Source organism: Lysobacter fragariae (genome assembly GCF_054779775.1).
The window spans coordinates 312,810-333,774 of record NZ_BAAGXP010000006.1; the positions used below are offsets into that span (position 1 = coordinate 312,810).

The following is a 20,965-nucleotide window of genomic DNA, read 5'->3' on the forward strand; positions in this document are numbered from 1 at the left end:
TGAACGCGGCGTCTGCGCATCCAGTTTGCGCAGAATATGCTGCAGCGCAGCAAACTGCGCCGTCGTGAACCATCAACTCACGGAGAGGGGACTTCCGCCGCAGGCACTAGCTGACACACGTGGGCAGGAATGGCTTCAGGAAGGTCAGCTTCAAGCACGTGTTTCATTACAAGTGTGAGAAACAGTCCTCAAATATTGAAATTCACGCCGTCATCACATATTTTCCGAGAACCGCGTCACATCGGCGTAGGGACAGGGGAGACACGTTGATGAAAACCACAGCCTTCAGGCTGGCTGCTGTTGCGGCTGGCTGTATCGCCTTCAGCGCCATTGCCGGCGCCGTGATCAGGACCGATGCCGTCGATACCGGCGCGCCGATGGTCAAATCGGAACGGCATGAGCTGATCCGCACCATCGTCTACAAGTGGAGTGCTTACGTTAAGGCCACCCGCAAGATCGATCCGGTGGTCTGGGCGCGCTCGATGGGACCTGCCTTCGGAACCGCGGACGCGGGCAACCTGCGTCGCGCAGCGAAGATGGAAACCTACGAAGGCATGGTTGGCGTGCTCCTGGGTTTCAACACCAAGGACAGCAAGGTGATCGACGCCTACGCCAAGAGCACGGCACCCGCCCAGCTCACGGCGCAGCTGCTCGGTAGCCCGACGTCCGACCTGGTCTACAACGTCGTCACTCCGTGCCGCATCTTCGACACGCGCGTTGCCGGCGGCCAGCTGGCCAACCAGGAAACCCGCAACTTTGTTGCCTCCAACCCGGGCGGAAACTTCTCCGCACAGGGCGGCACAGCCGCTTCCGACTGCGGCATACCGGCCAATCCGGCTGCCGTGGTGATCAACATCACCAGCGCCCTGCCGAAAATCCGCGGCTTCGTGACGCTGTGGCCATACAACGAAGTCAAGCCGCTCGCTGCAAGCCTGCTGTACGTTCCCAACCAGAACGTCTCGAACGAGACGGTCGTCAAGCAGACCGTGGGCGATGCCTACGGCTTCAGCGTCTTCGCCAGCGGTGCGACGCACCTGGTGGGCGATGTCGTGGGCTACTTCTCCGCGCCGACGGCGACGGGTCTGGACTGCGTGCAGGCCAACGCCGTGCAGCCCCAGGTGGCGGCCGGTGGCAACTACACCCTCACCGCAACCTGCCCGGCGGGCTACACGGTCACCGGTGGTGGCGTGTTCGTGACCGGCAACAACACCAACTCCTACGACTGGACCATCGGTGAGTCGCACGGGATCCTGCCGGACAAGTGGAAGGCGTCGGGCAAGAACAACGGCATCGACTCGGACACCGTCCAGGTCCGCGCAACCTGCTGCCGCGTACCGGGTCGCTGAGCAACATCCCGCTTGCAACACGTTCGAGGCCGGCGCAAGCCGGCCTCTTTCGTTTCCGGCAGCCATCCGCGCGTGCCGATGCGAATGTGTGCGGTGCGTGAAGTCCCTTGGGAACTGCGATGAGGCACCCAGAACGACGGGAGGCGAATTGCCCATGCCAGACCTGCGGATCACTATCACGGCTCGCTGGAGACTTTCGGGACAAGCCCATGCCTGGACGCATCGCACGCGCAGTTGTCGTACTGGTTGGCCTGATGCTGATGGTGCCGGCTGCCGTTGGCCAGTGTCCGGCTTCGCTTCCGGCCCAGGGCGCTCCGGTGCAGTCGCAGGTGTTCCCGGCGGACAACTGGTGGAACACGGACATCACTTCGGCGCCGGTCGATCCGTCGTCCGCGAGCTTCATTTCCTTCATTGGCACCAGCCGCGGCCTGCATCCGGATTTCGGTGGGGAAGAGACACCCGGTAGCGCATCGATCTACGGATTCCCGTATGCGGTCGTCAATGGAACGCAGGCCAAGCAGGCGGTGGCGTTCGATTATTGGGACGAAAGCGATGGCGTGGACATGGCGACGGGGCAGGGCACGCCGTTCTACCCGATCCCCACGCAGGCGATCACCCAGGCGCACTGGGTCGAAGGCGGCCCGTCGGGCAACATCGACCAGCGGAGCGACTCCGATCGCCACCTGCTGATGATCGACTGCACCAACAATCATCTCTATGAGTTGTACAACGTGTACTACTCACCGACGCAGGCGAAGTGGTTTGCCGGATCGGGCGCGTTCTTCGACATGAACCGCAACGATCGCCGCCCGGAAGGCTGGACGTCGGCTGACGCCGCTGGCCTGGCGATCTTTCCGGGCCTGGTTCGCTATGACGAAGCCGGCAACGCCGCGGTGGCCGAAATCAGGCATGCCTTGCGCGTTACCGTGCGTTCGACCAACGGCCATGTCTATCCCGCATCGCATACCGCCGGCAGCACCTCGGGCGCGTTGCCGATGGGCGCGCGACTCCGCTTGAAAACCAGCGTCAACGGCGCCGATCCTGCGCTGCGCACCAGCGATCCGATCGCAAGGAAGATCTTCCGCGCGATGCAGAAGTACGGGCTGATCGTCGCCGACAACGGTTCGGACATGTACATCTCGGGAACATTCGACGTGCGCTGGGACAACGGCGTGCTCAACCCGGCATTCGGTGCGCTCAAGGCCAGCGACTTCGAAGTGGTCAAGCTGGGGTGGAAGCCTTCGGCGCCCGTGGCGGCCCTGGGAGCAGTGAGCGCGAACCCCAGCGCGGTCAGGGGCGGCGATCCCAGCACCGGCGAGGTGACACTCACCGCGGCCGCGCCTGCGGGCGGAGCGACGGTCACCCTGTCGAGTGCGAGCGCGGCGTTCTCCGTGCCTGCCAGCGTGCTGGTGCCGCAGGGCGCCACGCACGCAACCTTCGTCATCACCACGGTCCCAACGACTACGGTGGCATCGGGAACATTGTCCGCAAGCTACGCCAGTGTCACCCGGACGACGGTGATGACGGTGAGTCCGCTGCGCATCCGACACGTCGTGGTCTGTCCTGCGCAGGTGTTGCCGCCGACCATCACCGGGACCACGTCGCAGTCGTTGTTGCCGCTGGCACGCATTCGGCCGCGGCCCAAGTCGCCGGGTCTGCGCTGGACGCGACTGGAGCAGCTTCGATTGGAGCCCTAGGGACGTGCGCACGGGGCTGGTGAGCCCCGTTTCGTTTTCCCTGGACGTCACCAGATCCGTTATCACCCAGCGCCGGAAGTCCACGGCGAAGGCGACCGGACGTTCAATCAGGCGGACTGTCTCTCCCGCTGCCCGTTTCTATTTCCCGATCGACTTCACCGCATCCAGCATCTCTTTCACGTGCTGGTTGGGATTGAGGTCCGAATACACATGCGTGATCGAACCCGACGGCGCGATCACATAGGACGTCCGGTTGGACCATTCGGGCTTCATCGCGAGGGTCGCGTCGTACTGCTTCGCGATCTTGCCACCCACGTCCGCCGCGACCGGGAACTTGCCGCCGCAGTGTTCGGTTTCCTTCGAGAAGTCGGCGAGCTGGTCCACATTGCCCGCGGTGACACCAATGACCGTGGTGCCCCGCGCCTTGAAATCGTCGATGGCTTCGGAGAACTGGTGGGCTTCCAGGTTGCAGCCCGGCGTGTGGGCCGCGGGGAAGAAGTACACGACCACAGGGCCCTTCTTCAGCGCATCGGCGAGCTTGAAATTGAACGGCTTGCCCGCGAGGTAGGCGGGTGCGCTGAAACCCGGTGCGGGTGCGCCCACCTTCAACGCCGCAAAGGTCGGCGAGGCGAAGGCGAGGGCGCCGACAAGGCCCAGGATGGCGAACTTGGCTTGTTTCACGTGGGGCGCTCCTGATGGGGAGGCATTCTTATACGACAAAAGGCGTGGGGTGGCTGAACGTTCGCCGGAACGGACAGATTCGGAATGCCACGCTTCAGCCTTCCATGACCGATGGCATGGGCATGCAACGCCAGCTCCCGGCAGGGTGATGGTTCCCAAGGATTGATCCGCCGATGGTCATTCGCCTGCTGTTGCCATTGCTGTTGTGCCTGCCCGGCATCGTCGATGCCGCCGAAGGCGACAGGCCCCACACGGCGGGGCCCGGCGTGAGCACGCTCATGCCACCGCTGAAGCTGAATCTCGGCTTCGCGCGTCAGCTACGCGTTTACCTGCCACCCGGCTATGCCGAAGGCATGCGCCGCTATCCGGTGCTGTACATGTTCGATGGCCAGAACCTGTTCGATGACGCCACCAGCTACGTGGGCGAGTGGGGGGTCGACGAATCGATGGATGCCCTTGCGCGCGACGACGGTTTCGCCGCGATAGTCGTTGGCATCGACCATGGCGGCGACCTGCGCATCAACGAGCTGATTCCCTATTGGAACGTGCGTTTCCTGCCCAATGCCGGCGCCGTTTTCCTCGATGACCTGGTGCAGGTGATCAAGCCCTTTGTCGATGCCAACTACCGGACGTTGCCGGATCGTGCGCACACGGCGATCCTCGGCAGCTCACTGGGTGGGCTGGAGGCGGACTACGCGATCCATCGCTACCCCGGCGTGTTCGGCAAGGCCGGCGTGTTCTCGCCGTCCTACTGGGTGTCCGGGGAATCGTTCCAGCGCGCGGAAAAAGCTGCGCTTCCGGCGGATGCGCGCGTCTACCTGTACATGGGCGGCAAGGAGGGCGATGAGTCCGTTCCCGACGCGCAACGCATGGCTCGTATCCTGCGCGGGCAGATGAGCGAAGGGAATGTGGCCTTCCACGTCGTCGATGATGCGGAACACAACGAGCGGGCGTGGCGTGCGGAATTTCCGACGGCGGTGCGTTGGCTTTTCGATGTCCCATCCGGCGATGGCGTACCCAACCAAACCGCAACGCCGAACAAGACCACGGGGCAGTGATCCGGATCCGGCAGGTCATCGGACGTCGTCACAGCTGACGTCAGCGCATCTCAACGATCGTGGCCGACGTTCCAGGCAGCGTCAGTGAATCGCGGATTTCCACTTCGTCGCCGGTAATCACGTTCACACCACGGTCGCCCGGTTTGATGAACGCCTTGAACCGATCCAGTTGCAACGGCGTGGGATTCACGTTCCTGTTCAACGCCACCATCACCGGGCCCGTGCCCGTGTCGTTGTAACGGAAGTACACGTACACGCCATCCTTCGGCGCGAAATGCTGCAGTTTTCCGCTTTGCACTACCGGCGCGCGCCGACGCCAGTCGAGCAGGCGCCGAAGGTAGGCTTGCGCGTCGCGTTGCGCAGCAGAAAGTCCGCGTCCCGAGAACGCATCAGCACTGTCGCCGTGCCAACCACCGGGCATGTCGGCGCGGCTGGCGCCATCGTCGCGCTGGCGTGGGCCCTGCAGCAGCACTTCGGAACCATAGAAGAACTGCGGCGTGCCCCGCGTCGTTGCGATGTACGCCATCGCCAGCTTGAACAGGCCGACGTCGCCGCCCAGGTGTGCCAGCACGCGCGTGGTGTCGTGATTCTCGGCGAAGACCACCAGTCGCGACGCATCGGGGTACAGGAAATCGTTGCCCAGCATCTCGTACAAGCGTGTCCACCCGGTGCCCCAGCTCTCGGGTTCCGTCAGCGCGTCGCGCAAGGCGATGTGGATCGGGAAATCCATCATGCTCGGCATGTACGGCACGTGGCCGTCGGGATTGACCTTGCCACGCTGCCAGTGCGCGACCGTGGCGGGATTGGCGCTCCACTCCTCGCCGACCATGCTGAAGTCCGGGTATTCCTCCAGCACCGCGCGGCCCCACTCGCTGAGGAAGGCAGTGTCCGCGTAGCCGAACGTGTCCTCGCGGATGCCGGACAGGCCGGCGTATTCGATCCACCACAGCGTGTTCTGGATCAGGTACGTGGCCAAGTGCGGATTGCGCTGGTTGAGGTCCGGCATCACGGGCACGAACCAGCCTTCGACGAAGTCCGCCCGGTCCTGCGGCGCGGCGTGCGGATCCTGCAGTGTCGTACGCATGTGGTTGGTGGGCGCGAAAGTCCCGCCATGGTTGATCCAGTCCGGCGTGGGCAGGTCGCGCATCCACCAGTGCGCCGAGCCGATGTGGTTGAGCACCACGTCCATGATCAGGCCGATGCCGTGCGAACGTGCCTGTCGCGAGAGCGCGCGGTAGTCGTTGTTGCTGCCGAAGCGCGGATCGATGCGGTAGAGGTCGGTGATGGCGTAGCCGTGGTAGGACGTCCGCGGCTGGTTGTTTTCCAGCAGCGGCGTGGGCCACAGCTGGGTGAAGCCCATGCCCGCGATGTAGTCGAGGTGCTGTGCGATGCCGGCGATATCGCCGCCGTGGCGGCCGCTGGCTGCGGCGCGATCGGCGCGTTCGCTCATGTCGGAGGCACTGTCGTTGCCCGGATCGCCATTGGCGAAGCGGTCGGGCACGACGAGATAGATCGCGTCGGACGCATCGAAACCGTGCCGCTGCGCCGAGCCGGGTTCGCGAGCATCCAGTCGGAAGGGATGGCGCGCGGCGACGCGATCACCGTCGAGGAATTCGATGTCGAAGGTGCCGGGCGTCGCGTCGCCTGCGATGTCGAGGGTGACAAACAGGTAGTTGGGGTTGGCCACGCGCTGCACGTCTGTGACGGCGACGCCGGATCGCGACAGGCGTGGTTTCAACGCGCCGATGGCTTCGCCATGCACCATCAGTTCGATGCGATGGTGTCTCATGCCGATCCACCAGCTGGCGGGTTCGAGGTGGTCGATGGCGTATTCGCGGGCCTGCGCAGCGGTGCTGAACATTACGGCCAGGCACAGGGCGATCAGCAGTCTCATGCAGGCCTTTCCTCTTGCGACGGGGTTGCGGCGGAACCGTACCGGGCCGCGAGATACACTGGCGACGCTACAAGCGCGTGGCGGGCGCAGCAACTCGGGGTCGGATGAATTCGTATGCAGCGGGCAACCAGTAGCGGTGCCGGCCGGACAGCCTGCACCGAAGCTGGCCAGCGCAGTCCTCCCGGTTGGCCCGTCATGACGGTTTTTCCGTTCTTCCTGCGTATTCCAAGGGAGCGACGCCGCGGCCGGCGACCGCAACGAGAGAGGGGAACTGCAATGCGTGAGCTGGAAATCGCTGCATCGTCGACACTGGCCCGTCGCTCGGAAGGCCTAACCAGGCCATCCCGGGCGACGCGCGTGGCGAAGTTCGCCACCTTCCTGGCGATTCCGCTGCTGATGGCGCTGTCGCTGCTGCCCGGCCCCGCACGGGCACAGACCTATCGATGGCTGGATGGGTCGATCGCCTACCAGGCGCACCTCGAGTGCATCAACGGAACCTACGAGCAACTGACGGGGCAGTACGTCAGTTATTGGGGCAAGGACGATGCCAGCGCGCCCGTCGTCGGCGACGTGTACTGGGGCCGGATGGTGATCAGCGTGCTGGGTAATTCGTGCGAGGCGCCGGGAATTTTCCCGGAAGTGACGCTGCCGCCCAATACGAGTTTCGCGGTGTCGCAAACGGCGCCCGTGCGTTGCTTTTATGGATCGATCGGCGGCCCGATGTCGGAACTCACCGGCCAGACCAATACCAGTACCGGGCATCCGTTCTGCGAGTCGCCGTTCCAGGGAAACTACGGCGCGGCGCTGTCGTTCGGATTCCAGCTCGCAGTGGGCAAGTCCTTCGAAATCTGGTTCCCGCTTGTATCCACGTCGACGATGAGCGGAACGGCCACCAATTCCTACCTCAACGGCTACCTGCATACGATCGCCGATGTGAACGACTGGTCCGTGTCGCAGCAGGGCGTGTTCGTCGGGGCGAGCGCGGCGCCGGACGTGTACTACCCCAATCCGGACCTGCAGAGCCTCACATCGTCCTCGGTACGCCTGCTTGCGAACATCAACAACCGCTACACCAGTGGCACGTCGATCTTTGACTGGGGCAAGACGACTGCTTACGAACTGACCAACACGGCACTGGGCCAGGATGCGCTCGCCCTGAGCAACGCGTATTCCAGTGCGCAGTTGTACGACGACCTGTCCGGGTTGTCGGCGGGCACCACCTACCACTGGCGCATCCGTTACGTCGTCAACGGCGGTGCCACCTATGCCGGTGCCGATCACGCGTTCACCACGCTGGGTGCCGGTGCCGTGGCGCCAAAGGTGACGACCCAGCCCTTGTCGCGGAACATGACAGGGCGCAGCCGGTTCCAACTGCAGGCGATCGCGTCCGGAACGCCCACGCCGACCGTGCTGTGGCAGCTCAGTCCCGACCGTGGTGCTACGTGGACGAACATCGCCAACTCGGCCAGCCAGTCGTTCTATTCCATCGCGACACCGGCGATGCACAACTTCTGGTACCGCGCCGTGTTCACCAACAGCGCCGGAACGGCGGTGTCGGATCCGGCGTTGCTTTCGGTGCGCTCGGTGGGTGCGTACTGGCGCGGCGATTTCGATGGCGATGGCAAGTCGGACATCCTCTGGCGCAATGTCGCCAGCGGCCAGAACACCATCTGGCTGGGCGGCAATGCAGCCACGCGGATGACGGTTCTCGGCGTCAATGTGCTGTCCTGGCAGATCGCGGGCGTGGGTGACTTCGATGGCGACGGCAAGTCCGACATCCTCTGGCGCCATGCGCCCAGCGGTTCAAACACGATCTGGAAGTCGGCCAACGGCAACGCGCCGCAAGCCCTCTCCACGATGGCCGACGGCAATTGGCAGGTGGCGGGCGTGGCCGATTTCACCGGCGATGGCAAGGCCGACATCCTGTGGCGCAATTACGCGACCGGGGCCAACCTGATCTGGCGATCGGCACTCTCGACCAGCCAGCAGGCCGTTGCGGCGATGACCGACCTGGCCTGGCAAGTGGCGGGTGTGGCCGATTTCGATGGTGATGCGAAAGCGGACATCCTGTGGCGCAACGCCAGTACTGGCGCCAACCTGCTGTGGAAGTCGGCGTTGTCGACTACGGCGCAGACCCTGACGCGCTTTGCCAACCTGGACTGGCAGGTGGCGGGTGTCGCCGATTTCGATGGTGACCACAAGGCCGACATCCTGTGGCGCAACCGGGCCACGGGCGGCGACATCATCTGGAAGTCGGGACTCTCCACGACGCAGCAATCGGTAACCGGAATCACTGATCTGAACTGGATGGTCGCGGGCGTCGGCGACTACAACGGCGACGGCAAGGCGGACATCCTCTGGCGCAACAGGGGCACGGGTGCCGGCGCGATCTGGAAATCAGCGAGTTCGAGTACACAGCAGGCCGTGTCGTCCGTTACGACGCTGGCTTGGGTGGTCGCGATGTAACGCGTGTCGCGTCACCGAGGAAATGCCCCGCTGGCAGGCATTTTCGTTCCGGGATGCCAGCGGCGTGCAGAAAACAGAAAGGGCGCCCATGGCGCCCTTTCTGTCATTGCTACGGGATTACTGGTCAACCACCCGAATGACGTCCGCCACCCGGACGACCGCCACCACGGGGACCACCCGGGCGCGGACCGCCGGGGCGGGGAGCGCCACCGGGGCGAGGGCCGCCGCCGGGACGCGGACCGCCGCCCGGCTTGCCGCCGGGGCGTCCACCCGCGGGACGCGGGCTGCGCGGCTTGTCGCCGTAAGGATTGAAACCGCCACCGTAGGCGTGGTCTGAGGGGAAGCTCGGCGCGTTGCCCGGATGACCGTACGGCTTGGGCGCACGGCCCTGACCGCCGCCGCCGGGGCCACGCGGACCGCGTTCGCCACCCGGACCGCGAGCGTCGCCTTGGCCACCGAAACCGCCTTCGCGGCGCGGACCACCACCACCCGGATTGCCGCCGCGACCGCGTTCACCCTGCGCGGGGCCGCCAAAGCCACCTTCGCGACGCGGACCGCGTTCGCCCTGTCCGCCGCCGAAACCACCACCACCAGGGCCGCCGCCGGGACGACCCGCCGGACGCGGACCCTTGTTGCCGTAGGGCCCACCCTTGTTGCCACGTCCCGGTCCCGGGCCGCGGCTTTCCGGATTGCGATGACCGCTGGGACCGGTTTCCACGCCATCAGGCACGTACCAGCTGCGGAACGCGGCGGGATTGCCCTCGGGCAGCGGCTTGGGACCCTTTTCCTTGCGCTGCTTGAACGGCTTGTGTTGCGACTGCTTCGCGGCCATTTCGCCGCTGACGGTCAGGCCGCCGTGCGGCTTCTTGCCACCGCGACCACCGCGACGATCTTCGCGGACGTGGTCGAAGCGACGCAGTTCGCGACCTTCGTCGGCGGTGCTGTGGCCGCCGACGTAGCCGGCCGCGCGCTCGTGGCTACGCAGGTCGATCGTCGACTTGGACGCCTTGCGCTGACCGATCACCGGCTGCAGCGTCAGTGCGGACGGCGTGTCGCTTTCCAGGCCGAGTTCGCTGCGCAGCGCCTCGACCTTGTCGCCAGCCAGTTCCTGCGAGTGGCCGCGCAGCAGTTCGCGCGGGAGGGCGACCTTGCCATACCTGACCCGCTTGAGTCGGCTCACCTGGCAGCCCTGCGACTCCCACAGGCGGCGCACTTCGCGGTTGCGGCCTTCCTTCACCACGACGCGGAACCAGTCGTGCCGGCTCTCTTGGGGCATGTTGCTGCCGCCGACGCGCTCGATCTCGTCGAACTTGGCCGGGCCGTCTTCCAGCGCGACGCCACGGGCAAGGCGGTCGACGATGTTGTCGGCGACGACGTCCTGGCCTTCCGGTGCGCGCACGCGGCAGACGTATTCGCGTTCGACTTCGAACGACGGATGCATCAGCGCGTTGGCGAGTTCACCGTCGGTGGTCAGCAGCAGCAGGCCGGTGGTGTTGATGTCGAGGCGGCCGATCGCGATCCAGCGCGCGCCCTTGAGCATCGGCAGCGCTTCGAACACGGTCGGGCGGCCTTCGGGATCTTCGCGCGTGGTGACTTCGCCTTCGGGCTTGTTGTACATCAGCACGCGGGCGGGTTCGGTCAGCGCGGTCGCGACGAAGGTCTTGCCGTCGATTTCGATCTTGTCGCCGCCGGTGACGCTCTGGCCAACCGTGGCGACATCCCCATTGATCTTCACCAGTCCGTCGGCGATGCGCTGTTCCAGCGCGCGGCGCGAGCCGAGGCCAGCCTGCGCGAGAACCTTGTGCAGGCGCTCTTCGAGCTTGGGGGCGTCGGTGGCTTCGCTGCCGGGACGTTTGAGGGTGAGCTTGCGGCTCTTTTCTTCAGTCATTTTCTTTCTGCTCCGACGATGCCGACTCCGCGAGGGAGTGTTGAGCGTCGTCATCTGTCATGGGAACGGTCGTCGTCTCGACGGCGTTGTCCTGCACGGTGTCATTGTCGTGCTGGAATTCGTTCTCGGTCTCCGCGCGCTCGCCCGGCGCGGCATCGGGTTCGCCATCGCTGGCGGGGTCATGGGTGTCGTCGTCGGCATCGTCGATGCCTTCAATCTGGTTGTCTTCGGATTCGCTGGCGTCGAGTTCGTCGTTGTTGCTGTCGTCGCTACCAAGGTCATCGCTGTCGAAGTCGTCGTTGCTGGCGTCGTCGGCGTTCGCCGCGTCGCCGGATTCGACGCCCGGTTCGGCGGCGATGCCACCGGCTTCGATCGGGGTCGGGTCGTTCATCACGTTGTCGAACTGCAGTTGCGGCTCGAGTTCGCCGATGTCCTTCAGCTCCGACAGCGGCGGCAATTCGTCGAGGCGCTTGAGGCCGAAGTAGTCGAGGAAGGCCTTGGTCGTACCGAACAGCGCCGGCTTGCCCGGCACGTCGCGGTGGCCGACGACGCGGATCCACTCGCGTTCTTCCAGCGCCTGGATGATGTTGCTGCTGACCGCGACACCGCGGACCTGCTCGATCTCGCCGCGCGTGATCGGCTGGCGATAGGCGATCAGCGCCAGCGTTTCCAGCGTGGCGCGGGTGTACTTGGTCTTGCGGTCGGTCCACAGGCGCGAGACCCAGGCATGGACGTCGGCCTTGACCTGGTAGCGGAAACCGGACGCGAGTTCGGTCAGCTCCACGCCGCGGTCGGCGCAGGCCTCGCGCAGGGTTTCGAGCGCCTGCTCGACGCTGTCGTTCGGCGCCGGCTGGTCTTCGGGGAACAGCGAATGCAGCTGCGCCAGGGTCAACGGCTGGTTGGCCGCGAGCAGGGCAGCTTCGACGATGCGGGTGATGAGGTCTTGGTCCATCAGATTCAGGTAGCGGTGTGGACGGTTCGGAGGTTGGAGTTCGAAACTGGGTGTCGCCAGGTCCATGGCTGCGTCGGCTGTCGCCTCGCGGCCTGTGCCTCCGGCACCCGGATCAGGCACGTGAGTCGTCATTGGCGGCAGGCTCGTCGAACTCGCTGCTCAGCTCGATCTCATCGGCGTCCTTCATCAGGGCGAGCGATTTCACATAGATCGGCTGCAGCGGGCCTTCCTGCACGATTTCCACCAGCTGCTCCTTGGCGAGCGTGAGCAGGCCGAGGAACGTCACCACCACGCCGAGCTTGCCTTCCTCGGCGGTAAACAGCGATTCGAAGCGGCGGAAGCTGCCGTCCTTCAGCGCCTCCAGCAGTTCGCCCATGCGCTGGCGGACGCTGAGCGCATCGCGCTTGATCGCGTGCTGGGTGAACAGCTCGGCGCGCTTGAGCACGTCGTGCAGGGCCAGCAGCATTTCCTTCAATTCGACCGGCGGCGGCAGCTTCACCGAAGCGCGGTCCGGCACAAAGGCGGTTGCAGGCGTGGTATCGCGATCCTGGCGGGGCAGGGAGTCGATGTCCTCGGCGGCTTTCTTGAAACGCTCGTACTCCTGCAGGCGGCGGACGAGTTCCGCACGCGGGTCGTCCTCCAGGCCTTCCTCGGCCGCCGCGCGCGGCAGCAGCATGCGCGATTTGATCTCGGCCAGCATCGCGGCCATCACCAGGTATTCGGCCGCCAGCTCGAAGCGCATCTCGTGCATCGTCTGGATGTAGTCGACGTACTGGCGGGTGATCTCCGCGACCGGGATGTCGAGGATGTCCAGGTTCTGCCGGCGGATCAGGTACAGCAGCAGGTCCAGCGGGCCTTCGAAGGCCTCGAGGATGACCTCGAGCGCGTCCGGCGGGATGTACAGGTCTTGCGGGATCTGCAGAACCGGCTGGCCAAGCACCATCGCCAGCGGCATTTCCTGCTGCTGTGGACGGCTTGCGTTGTGGCTGTTTTCCGGCGCGGCGGGAGCGCTGCCACCGTCGTTTACGTCGCCGTGGGTTACTTCATCGGTCATTCGAAGCCGGCCCCTCCGGGCCCTGGCATTGGCTGTCATCGGCGGCGCCGGCAGAACGGGCTGGGCCCGGTGCGACGCGACCGCAAGGTGCTACGGACTGCAAAGTCGAAAGCGTGTCCCGTTGCCCGAATGGGCTTCAGCCTGCGCACCCGCAGGGCGGGGCGATGGAGGTGAAGTGGATTGCGGGCTTGGGCCGGGGGTGCGCAGCGACGCACATCGATGTGCGTTGTGGCGACGGCGTGGGGGTCCGGTCGCGACGGCCGCTGCATCCGGCCTCAGGTAGTTGGCGCCAAGGGTACGGGGCCGGGCGGGGCGTGTCCAGCGGATCCCATGGCGTCAAGGGCACGGCGAAGGCGGCGATTCACGCGCGGCTACAATTCTTCGACCTTGCGCACAGGAATACAAAGGCATGTGGTACGTGATCGAAGGCCATGACGGCCCGGATGTCCTCCCCAAGCGGCTCGCCGCGCGTCCGGCGCATGTCGCCAGGCTTACTGCCCTGCGCGATGAGGGTCGCCTGATGCTGGCCGGCCCTTGCCCGGCGATCGACGCCGAAGACCCGGGCCCGGCGGGCTTCAGCGGCAGTCTTGTGGTGGCCGAGTTCGGCTCGCTCGAAGACGCCCGCACCTGGGCCGACGCAGATCCCTACGTAGAAGCCGGCGTCTACACCCGGGTCGACGTGCGTCCGTTCAAGCGGGTCCTGCCGTGACCCTGCCACGCGAACAGCGGGTCGAAGCCATCCGGGTCGCGATCGAGTCCGCGCTGGCCCCGGCGTCCCTGGAGATCGAGGACGAGAGTCACAAGCACGCCGGCCACGCCGGGGCACGCGATGGTCGTGGGCACTTCCGGGTCGACGTGGTCAGCAACGCTTTCGCCGGCATGACCCCCATCGCCCGCCATCGTGCGGTCTACGCCGCGGTGGGCGAGTTGATGACAACGGATATCCACGCCCTGGCCATCCGGGCGCGCACCCCGCAGGAGGCCGGCGCGTCCCCGGCCTAAATAGAGGTATGGCGACAATTCCGTACGCGGCCCACTGTCGCGCGGAAATCGCCCCGCTATACTCGCCGACGACTCCGGTTATTCGGCCGGACCTCGTCTAAGTGAATCAATGGCTTAGGCGAACTATTTAACCTGTTGCAGAACCCAGCGGCGAAGCCGGCAACGGCCCCGCCAGAGGCACCCGCGTCGCATGCGTCTTTCCACGATCAAGCTGTCCGGCTTCAAGTCCTTCGTCGATCCCACGACGCTCCACCTGCCGACCAACATGACCGGCGTCGTTGGTCCGAACGGCTGTGGCAAGTCCAACATCATCGACGCCGTGCGCTGGGTGATGGGCGAAAGCTCGGCCAGCCGCCTGCGTGGCGACTCGCTGACGGACGTGATCTTCGCGGGCTCCTCCGCACGCAAGCCGGTGTCGCAGGCGCAGGTCGAGCTGATCTTCGACAACTCCGACCACACCATCACCGGCGAATTCGCCGCGTTCAACGAAATCTCGGTCAAGCGCGTGGTCAGCCGCGATGGCCAGAGCCAGTACTACCTCAACGGCGCCAAGTGCCGCCGTCGCGACATCACAGACCTGTTCCTCGGCACCGGCCTGGGCCCGCGCAGCTACTCGATCATCGAGCAGGGCATGATCAGCCAGATCATCGAGGCCAAGCCCGAAGACCTGCGCGTCTACCTCGAGGAAGCCGCCGGCATCTCCAAGTACAAGGAGCGCCGCAAGGAAACCGAGACCCGCATCCGTCACACGCGCGAGAACCTCGATCGCCTCAAGGACCTGCGCGAAGAAGTCGGCAAGCAGCTCGAACACCTCAAGCGCCAGGCCCGCCAGGCCGAGCAGTACCAGGCGATCCAGGCCGAGCGGAAGGTCAAGGATGCCGAGTGGAAGGCGCTGGAACACCGCGTCCTCGACCACAAGTTGCAGACCCAGCGCGAGAAGCTCAGCCAGCAGGAAACCCGCCTGCAGCAGCTGATCGCCGAGCAGCGCGAAGCCGAACGCGAGATCGAGACCGGCCGCGTCCGCCGCGAGGAAGCCGCCGAGAACCTCAACAAGGCCCAGGCCGCCAGCTACGAAGTCGGCGGCGCACTGGCCCGTATCGAACAGCAGATCCAGCACCAGCGCGAGATGTCGACGCGCCTGCAGCGTGCGCGCGACGAAGCGATGAACCAGCTGGCGGAAATCGCCCAGCACATCGGCAGCGACCAGTCGAAGCTGGACGTGCTGCGCAACGCCATCGAGGACGCCGAACCGCGCCTGGAACAGCTGCGCGAGGAAGACATCGCGCGCCAGGACGCCCTGCGCGACGCCGAAACCCGGCTCAACGACTGGCAGCAGCGCTGGGACACGCACACGCGCGCGCAGTCCGAGGCCGCCCGTGCCGCCGACGTCGAACGTACCCGCATCGAACACCTCGATCGCCAGTCGCTCGATGCCGACCGCCGTCGCGAATCGCTGACGACCGAGCGCGCCGCCCTCGACCTGACCGCGCTGGCTGAAGCCTTCGCGGGCATCCAGGAACAGCACGACACCCAGAAAGAATCGCTCGACAGCCTCACCACCGAGCTCGACACCCGCAAGCATTCGCTGACCGAACTGCAGGACCAGCAACGCGCCGCACAGACGGAGCTGGCCGAAGTTCGCAAGCAGGCGCAGACGTCACGCGGCCGCCTGTCTTCGCTGGAAACCCTGCAGCATGCCGCGTTGGGCCAGGAGCAGGGCGCCGCGACGCAGTGGCTGCGTCAGCGCGGGCTGGACAGCGCCACGCGCGTCGGCGAGAAGCTCGTCGTCGAAGCGGGCTGGGAAAACGCCGTCGAAGGCGCACTGGGTCAGTTGATCGAAGGCGTGCTGGTCGAAGCACCCGAAGCGCTGGTCGATGCGATCGGCGAACTCGGAGAAGGCCGGTTGTCGCTGGTTGATCCGCACAACGATGCCGTCGCTTTTGCGCCGACCTCGCTTGCGTCGAAGGTGCAGGGGCCGATCGCGATCCGTCGCATCCTTGCCAAACTGCATACCGCCGAAACGCTGGCGGACGCGCGTGCAATGCTTCCGCAGCTGGGCGACGGCGAATCGGTCATCACCCGCAACGGCGAGCGCCTCGGCGCTGGCTGGGTGCGCGTGCTGCGCTCCGGTGCGGCCAAGCAGGGCGCGCTGCTGCGCGAGCGCGAGATCCAGACGCTGCGTGCGCAGATCGAGGAACTGCAGCAGCGCGAACACGAACTCGAACGCGGCATCACCGCCTGGCGCGACCGTCTGCTCGCCGCCGAGCAGCATCGCGAAGATGCGCAGCGTGCCCTGTACATGGCGCATCGCGGCGTCTCCGAACTTGCCGGTCAGCTGCAGAGCCAGCAGGGTCGCCTCGACAACGCCCGAGGCCGCATCGAGAAGATCGACGCGGAACTCGCACAGCTCGTCACGACGTTCGATGGGGCCCGCGAGCAATCCAGCGAAGCCCGCGCCCGCCAGGAAGAAGCGGTCATGCGCATGGCCGAGCTCGAGGACGCGCGCCTGGCCCTCGATACGGAACGCCGCAACCTGGGCGAAGCCCGCGAGCAGGCCCGCACCATGGCCCGCGAATCCCGCGACGCGGCGCAGGCCTTGTTGCTGAGCGTGGAAACCCAGCGTGCCCAGATCGCCGGCCTGATGCAGGCGCTGGATCGCATGGGCGGCCAGCGTGGCCAGCTTGACTCGCGCCTGGGCGAACTCGCCGAGCAGCTCGCCGAAGGCGATGAACCCGTGCACACGCTGGAAGAGCAGCGTCAGGTTGCACTGGAGCAGCGCGTCACCGTCGAGCAGAACCTCGCCGCGGCGCGTACCGCGGTGGACGGCATCGACAACGAACTGCGCCAGTTCGAGCAGACCCGCCATACCCGCGACGAACAGGCGATCTCGCAGCGCGAAGCCATCGGCCAGCGCCGACTCGAGCAGCAGGCGCTGGTGCTGAAGGCCGAAACCCTGAGCACCGCGATTGCCGAGGCCGGCTTCGTGATCGAGGACGTGGTCAACACGTTGGCCGATGACGCCGATCCTTCGGCGTGGGAAAAGGTGGTCACCGACCTCGACGGCAAGCTCCGTCGCCTGGAGCCGGTCAACCTCGCCGCGATCGCCGAACATGCGGAGCAGGCGCAGCGCAAGGAATACCTGGACGCCCAGGACACCGACCTCACCACCGCGCTGGAAACGCTGGAAGAAGCCATCCGCAAGATCGACCGCGAGACGCGCGGCCGCTTCAAGGACACCTTCGACCGCGTCAACTCGGGCGTGCAGGAGCTGTATCCGCGCCTCTTCGGCGGCGGTCACGCTTACCTGGAGCTCACCGGCGAAGACCTGCTCGATACCGGTGTCGCGATCATGGCTCGACCGCCGGGCAAGCGCGTGTCGAACATCTCGCTGCTCTCCGGCGGCGAGAAGGCGATGACTGCGGTCGCGCTGGTGTTCGCGATCTTCCGCCTGAACCCGGCACCGTTCTGTCTGCTGGACGAAGTGGACGCGCCGCTCGACGAAGCCAACGTCGGTCGTTTCACCTCGATGGTCAGCGAGATGAGCGAGGCGGTACAGTTCCTCTTCGTCACCCATAACAAGGCGACGATGGAAGCGGCCCACCAGCTCTCGGGCGTGACCATGCGCGAACCGGGCGTCAGCCGCCTGGTGTCCGTGGACCTGGCCGAGGCCACGCGCCTGGCCGGCGCCGCGTAAAGCACTGGGCACCAGTCGAAAGAACGCAGTCTTTCCAATCCGATTACCGCTGTTAGGAGCACCTGATGTCCGACATGACCCTCCTGCGCATCGGCATCCTCATCGCGGGGCTGATCCTGATCGGAGCGATCATTTTCTTTGGTCGCCCGCGCAAGCAGGAGCAGGGCCGGCGCATGCCGCGCGAGAGCATCGCGGATGCCTTCGCCGGCATGGAGTCAGGTCGCGCGGAGCCAGGTCGGAATGGGGCGGGGCGGACCGGGGTGGCTCGGACGGAGCCGGTGCTGGGTTCCGGCATTGATGAGGAAGAGGGCGCTCCGGACATGGAGCCTCGCGAACGCCAGCCGGAGCTCGGGCTCGAACCCGCACATGGTGAAACGTCCGTCGCTGCAGGCAGCGACCTGGGCAAGCGCGACGATCCGTCCTTCGAGAAGATCGTGACGCTGTACCTCGCCGCTCGCGCCGGTTCGAAACTGCACGGACCAGACATCGTGGTCGCCGCTGAAAAAACCGGACTGGTCTACGGGCACATGGGCGTCTTCCATCGCCTGGTCGACAACCACCACGAGCGTGGCCCGGTATTCAGTGTCGCCAACATCATGAAGCCGGGCAGTTTCGATATGGCCAACATCCAGGCCCTGGAAACGCCGGCCATTGCGTTCTTCCTTACCCTGCCGGCGGCCGTTGCCGCGCTGGATGCGTGGGAAACCATGCTGCCGACCGCACAGCGGATGGCCGAGCTGCTTGATGGCGTGGTGCTCGATGATTCGCGCAACGCGCTGAGCCGCCAGCGGATCGCCCACATCCGCGATGAACTGCGTGCCTACGACCGGCAGCGTGAAGTTCCGCCGATGACGCGGCCGGCGCGCTGGTAGTCCGCAATACGCGGGAGTTGCCGCGTATTCGTTTCAGCGGGATGGCGGCGGCAACGCCGGATAGCCCGTGATCCAATCTACCTGCGACCAATTTTGTGTCCCCGTCCGTGTCGGCGAGTCCGTCGTGTAGAGACAGCGTGGCGAGCAACACGGCACTACAATCCTCGCAACACCGAGCGCCGGAACGCACGTGACCCAACGCGCCATCGCCACCCGTATTGCCGAACTGCGCCAGCAGCTCGAGGACGCCAACCACCGCTATTACGTCCTCGACGACCCGAGCATTCCCGATGCCGAGTACGACCGGCTCCTGCGCGAATTGCAGTCGCTCGAAGCCGCGCACCCCGAACTAGCCGATCCTCAATCGCCCACGCAACGCGTCGGCAATGCGCCTTCCGCGAAGTTCGCGGAAGTCCGACACGCGATTCCGATGCTATCGCTAGGCAACGCCTTCACCGATGAGGAAGTCAGCGACTTCGTCGAGCGCATCGGCAAGGAAACGGGCGACTTCGAACCCGCGTTCTCGGTTGAGCCGAAGCTGGATGGCCTGGCCATCAGCCTGCGCTATGAGCATGGCGTGTTCGTGCGCGGCGCGACACGCGGCGATGGCGCGACGGGCGAGGATGTCACCACCAATCTGCGAACGGTGAAGGCAATTCCGCTGAAGTTGCGCGGCAAATTGCCCCCCGCAGTACTCGAGGTGCGCGGCGAGGTCTACATGCCGAAGGCGGCGTTCGACAAGTACAACGAATGGGCGCGCACCAACGGCGAGAAGACGCTGGCCAACCCGCGCAACGGCGCCGCTGGTTCGCTGCGCCAGCTCGATCCGCGCGTAACGGCGCAGCGGCCGCTCGCATTCTTCGCGTATTCACTTGGCGAGACCGATGGATTCGCATTGCCGCCGACGCATTCGCAGACGCTGGCGCAGCTGCGTGAATTCGGCCTTCCGGTCTGTCCGCTCAGCGCCACGGCGATGGGCGCGGCCGGGCTGCTGGACTATTTCCGCCGCGTGGGCGAGCAGCGCGATTCGCTGCCGTATGACATCGATGGTGTCGTCTACAAACTCGACCGTTACGACCAGCAGCGCGCCATGGGCTTCGTCTCGCGCGCACCACGCTGGGCCATCGCGCACAAGTATCCGGCGCAGGAAGAAGCCACAACCGTCGAGGCCATCGACGTCCAGGTCGGCCGCACCGGCGCGCTGACGCCGGTGGCACGACTGGCTCCCGTGCAGGTGGCCGGCGTGGTCGTTACCAATGCCACGCTGCACAACGCGGACCAGATTGCGCGCCTGGATGTGCGCGTGGGTGATAGCGTGATCGTGCGTCGCGCGGGCGACGTGATCCCGGAAGTCGTGCGCGTGATCGAGGAGCGACGTCCGCTCGATGCGGCCGGCAATCCTGCGCACCCGGCGTATGAAATGCCAACGGCATGCCCGGCCTGTGGCTCCGCTGTCGAGCGCGTGGAAGGCGAGGCGGTCACCCGCTGTACCGGAGGCCTGTTCTGTCCCGCGCAGCGCAAGCAGGCGCTGATTCATTTCGCGTCGCGTCGCGCGATGGACATCGAAGGCCTCGGGGATCGCTTCATCGAAGCACTGGTCGACTTCGGCTACGTCCACAGCATTGCCGATCTGTACAAGCTGACGCTCGAGGATTTCCTGACGATGAAGCATCGCGCGGACGAACGCGACGGCACGACACCGGAGACTGTAAAAACGGGCAAGGTCGCGACGAAGTGGGCGGAAAACCTGATCGCCTCCATCGACGCCAGTCGCAATACGACACTGGAGCGGCTGCTGTTCGCGCTGGGCATCCGCAACGCCGGCGAGGGCACTGCCAAGGGGCTGGCGCGCTACTTCGGTGCGCTGGATCCGATTATGGATGCTGACGAGGCGGCGCTCACGGGCGTGCCTGATATCGGGCCGATCGTTGCCGCCAGCATCGCGCACTTCTTCAGCGAGCCGCACAATCGCGAAGTAATCGCCGCGCTGCGCGAAAACGGCGTGCATTGGCCCGAAGGTGGGCCGCAGCGCGCTGCCGAGGGACCGCTTACTGGCAAGACCGTCGTGCTGACAGGCGGTTTGTCGGCCATGTCGCGCGATGAGGCCGGCGCGAAGCTGGAGGCGCTCGGTGCCAAGGTGTCTGGCAGCGTGTCGAAGAAGACGTCGATTGTGGTCGCGGGTGAGGCCGCAGGCTCCAAACTGGCCAAGGCGCAGGAACTGGGCCTGGAAATCTGGGACGAAGCGAAGCTGCTGGCTTTTCTCGCGGAGAATGCGTCGTGATGCATCGTGTGCTTACGGCGCGATGCCGCGTCCAGACGGGCATGGCGACGCCGGTGGGTCTGACGCGTCAAAGGCTCGGT

Annotated in this window: 14 protein-coding genes; 9 read left to right on the forward strand and 5 right to left on the reverse strand. The window is 65.7% G+C overall.

Annotated elements, in window-relative coordinates; genetic code table 11:
• The first annotated feature begins 269 nt into the window (after positions 1-269).
• Together ACYVD7_RS07465 and ACYVD7_RS07470 are read left to right on the forward strand one after the other, a co-directional pair.
• Positions 270-1,346 (forward strand): hypothetical protein, encoded by a 1,077-nt coding sequence (locus tag ACYVD7_RS07465; protein ID WP_460761100.1) that lies wholly within the window; start codon positions 270-272, stop codon positions 1,344-1,346.
• 209 nt (positions 1,347-1,555) lie between these two features.
• A complete protein-coding gene (locus ACYVD7_RS07470; protein ID WP_460761102.1) occupies positions 1,556-3,043 on the forward strand; it encodes a hypothetical protein in 1,488 nt (495 codons plus the stop codon).
• Between the two features lie 138 nt (positions 3,044-3,181).
• Here ACYVD7_RS07470 and ACYVD7_RS07475 read toward each other — a convergent pair whose 3' ends face one another.
• On the reverse strand, positions 3,182-3,724 hold the full coding sequence (locus tag ACYVD7_RS07475; protein WP_460761105.1) for a peroxiredoxin: 543 nt from the start codon (positions 3,722-3,724) through the stop codon (positions 3,182-3,184).
• Between the two features lie 173 nt (positions 3,725-3,897).
• Between ACYVD7_RS07475 and ACYVD7_RS07480 the strand changes: the two genes are divergently transcribed.
• The gene (locus tag ACYVD7_RS07480) at positions 3,898-4,782 is read left to right on the forward strand and encodes an alpha/beta hydrolase (RefSeq protein ID WP_460761107.1); all 885 of its coding nucleotides are present in this window, start codon (positions 3,898-3,900) and stop codon (positions 4,780-4,782) included.
• 40 nt (positions 4,783-4,822) lie between these two features.
• Here ACYVD7_RS07480 and ACYVD7_RS07485 read toward each other — a convergent pair whose 3' ends face one another.
• The gene (locus ACYVD7_RS07485; RefSeq protein WP_460761110.1) at positions 4,823-6,676 is read right to left on the reverse strand and encodes a glycoside hydrolase family 13 protein; all 1,854 of its coding nucleotides are present in this window, start codon (positions 6,674-6,676) and stop codon (positions 4,823-4,825) included.
• A 276-nt stretch (positions 6,677-6,952) separates the two neighbouring features.
• Here ACYVD7_RS07485 and ACYVD7_RS07490 point away from each other — a divergent pair, with 276 nt between their 5' ends.
• Positions 6,953-9,142: an FG-GAP repeat domain-containing protein gene (locus ACYVD7_RS07490; protein ID WP_460761112.1), complete on the forward strand. Its 2,190-nt coding sequence runs from the start codon at positions 6,953-6,955 to the stop codon at positions 9,140-9,142.
• Positions 9,143-9,266: 124 nt separating this feature from the next.
• Here the strand turns inward: ACYVD7_RS07490 and ACYVD7_RS07495 are convergent, their stop codons facing one another.
• The 3 genes from ACYVD7_RS07495 to ACYVD7_RS07505 all read right to left on the reverse strand — a co-directional run bounded on the left by ACYVD7_RS07495 (position 9,267) and on the right by ACYVD7_RS07505 (position 13,036).
• Positions 9,267-11,030, reverse strand: a complete 1,764-nt coding sequence (locus ACYVD7_RS07495; protein ID WP_460761116.1) for a pseudouridine synthase — start codon at positions 11,028-11,030, stop codon at positions 9,267-9,269.
• Positions 11,023-11,982: an SMC-Scp complex subunit ScpB gene (gene scpB, locus ACYVD7_RS07500; protein ID WP_460761119.1), complete on the reverse strand. Its 960-nt coding sequence runs from the start codon at positions 11,980-11,982 to the stop codon at positions 11,023-11,025. The genes ACYVD7_RS07495 and scpB overlap by 8 nt, the downstream gene beginning before the upstream one ends.
• Before the next feature lie 112 nt (positions 11,983-12,094).
• A complete protein-coding gene (locus ACYVD7_RS07505; protein ID WP_460761122.1) occupies positions 12,095-13,036 on the reverse strand; it encodes a segregation and condensation protein A in 942 nt (313 codons plus the stop codon).
• A 409-nt stretch (positions 13,037-13,445) separates the two neighbouring features.
• Here ACYVD7_RS07505 and ACYVD7_RS07510 point away from each other — a divergent pair, with 409 nt between their 5' ends.
• The 5 genes from ACYVD7_RS07510 to ligA all read left to right on the forward strand — a co-directional run bounded on the left by ACYVD7_RS07510 (position 13,446) and on the right by ligA (position 20,885).
• Positions 13,446-13,745 carry a YciI family protein gene (locus ACYVD7_RS07510; RefSeq protein ID WP_460761125.1) on the forward strand — a complete coding sequence of 100 codons (300 nt, stop codon included), beginning with the start codon at positions 13,446-13,448 and terminating at the stop codon, positions 13,743-13,745.
• A gap of 2 nt (positions 13,746-13,747) precedes the next feature.
• Entirely contained in the window at positions 13,748-14,038 is a 291-nt protein-coding gene (locus tag ACYVD7_RS07515) for a BolA family protein (RefSeq protein ID WP_460761862.1), read from the forward strand.
• Positions 14,039-14,228: 190 nt separating this feature from the next.
• Complete coding sequence (gene smc, locus ACYVD7_RS07520) at positions 14,229-17,732, forward strand: chromosome segregation protein SMC (RefSeq protein ID WP_460761127.1); 3,504 nt, start codon at positions 14,229-14,231, stop codon at positions 17,730-17,732.
• Positions 17,733-17,797: 65 nt separating this feature from the next.
• Positions 17,798-18,604 carry a cell division protein ZipA gene (gene zipA / locus ACYVD7_RS07525; protein WP_460761130.1) on the forward strand — a complete coding sequence of 269 codons (807 nt, stop codon included), beginning with the start codon at positions 17,798-17,800 and terminating at the stop codon, positions 18,602-18,604.
• 190 nt (positions 18,605-18,794) lie between these two features.
• Entirely contained in the window at positions 18,795-20,885 is a 2,091-nt protein-coding gene (gene ligA / locus ACYVD7_RS07530; protein ID WP_460761133.1) for an NAD-dependent DNA ligase LigA, read from the forward strand.
• Positions 20,886-20,965: the final 80 nt, after the last annotated feature.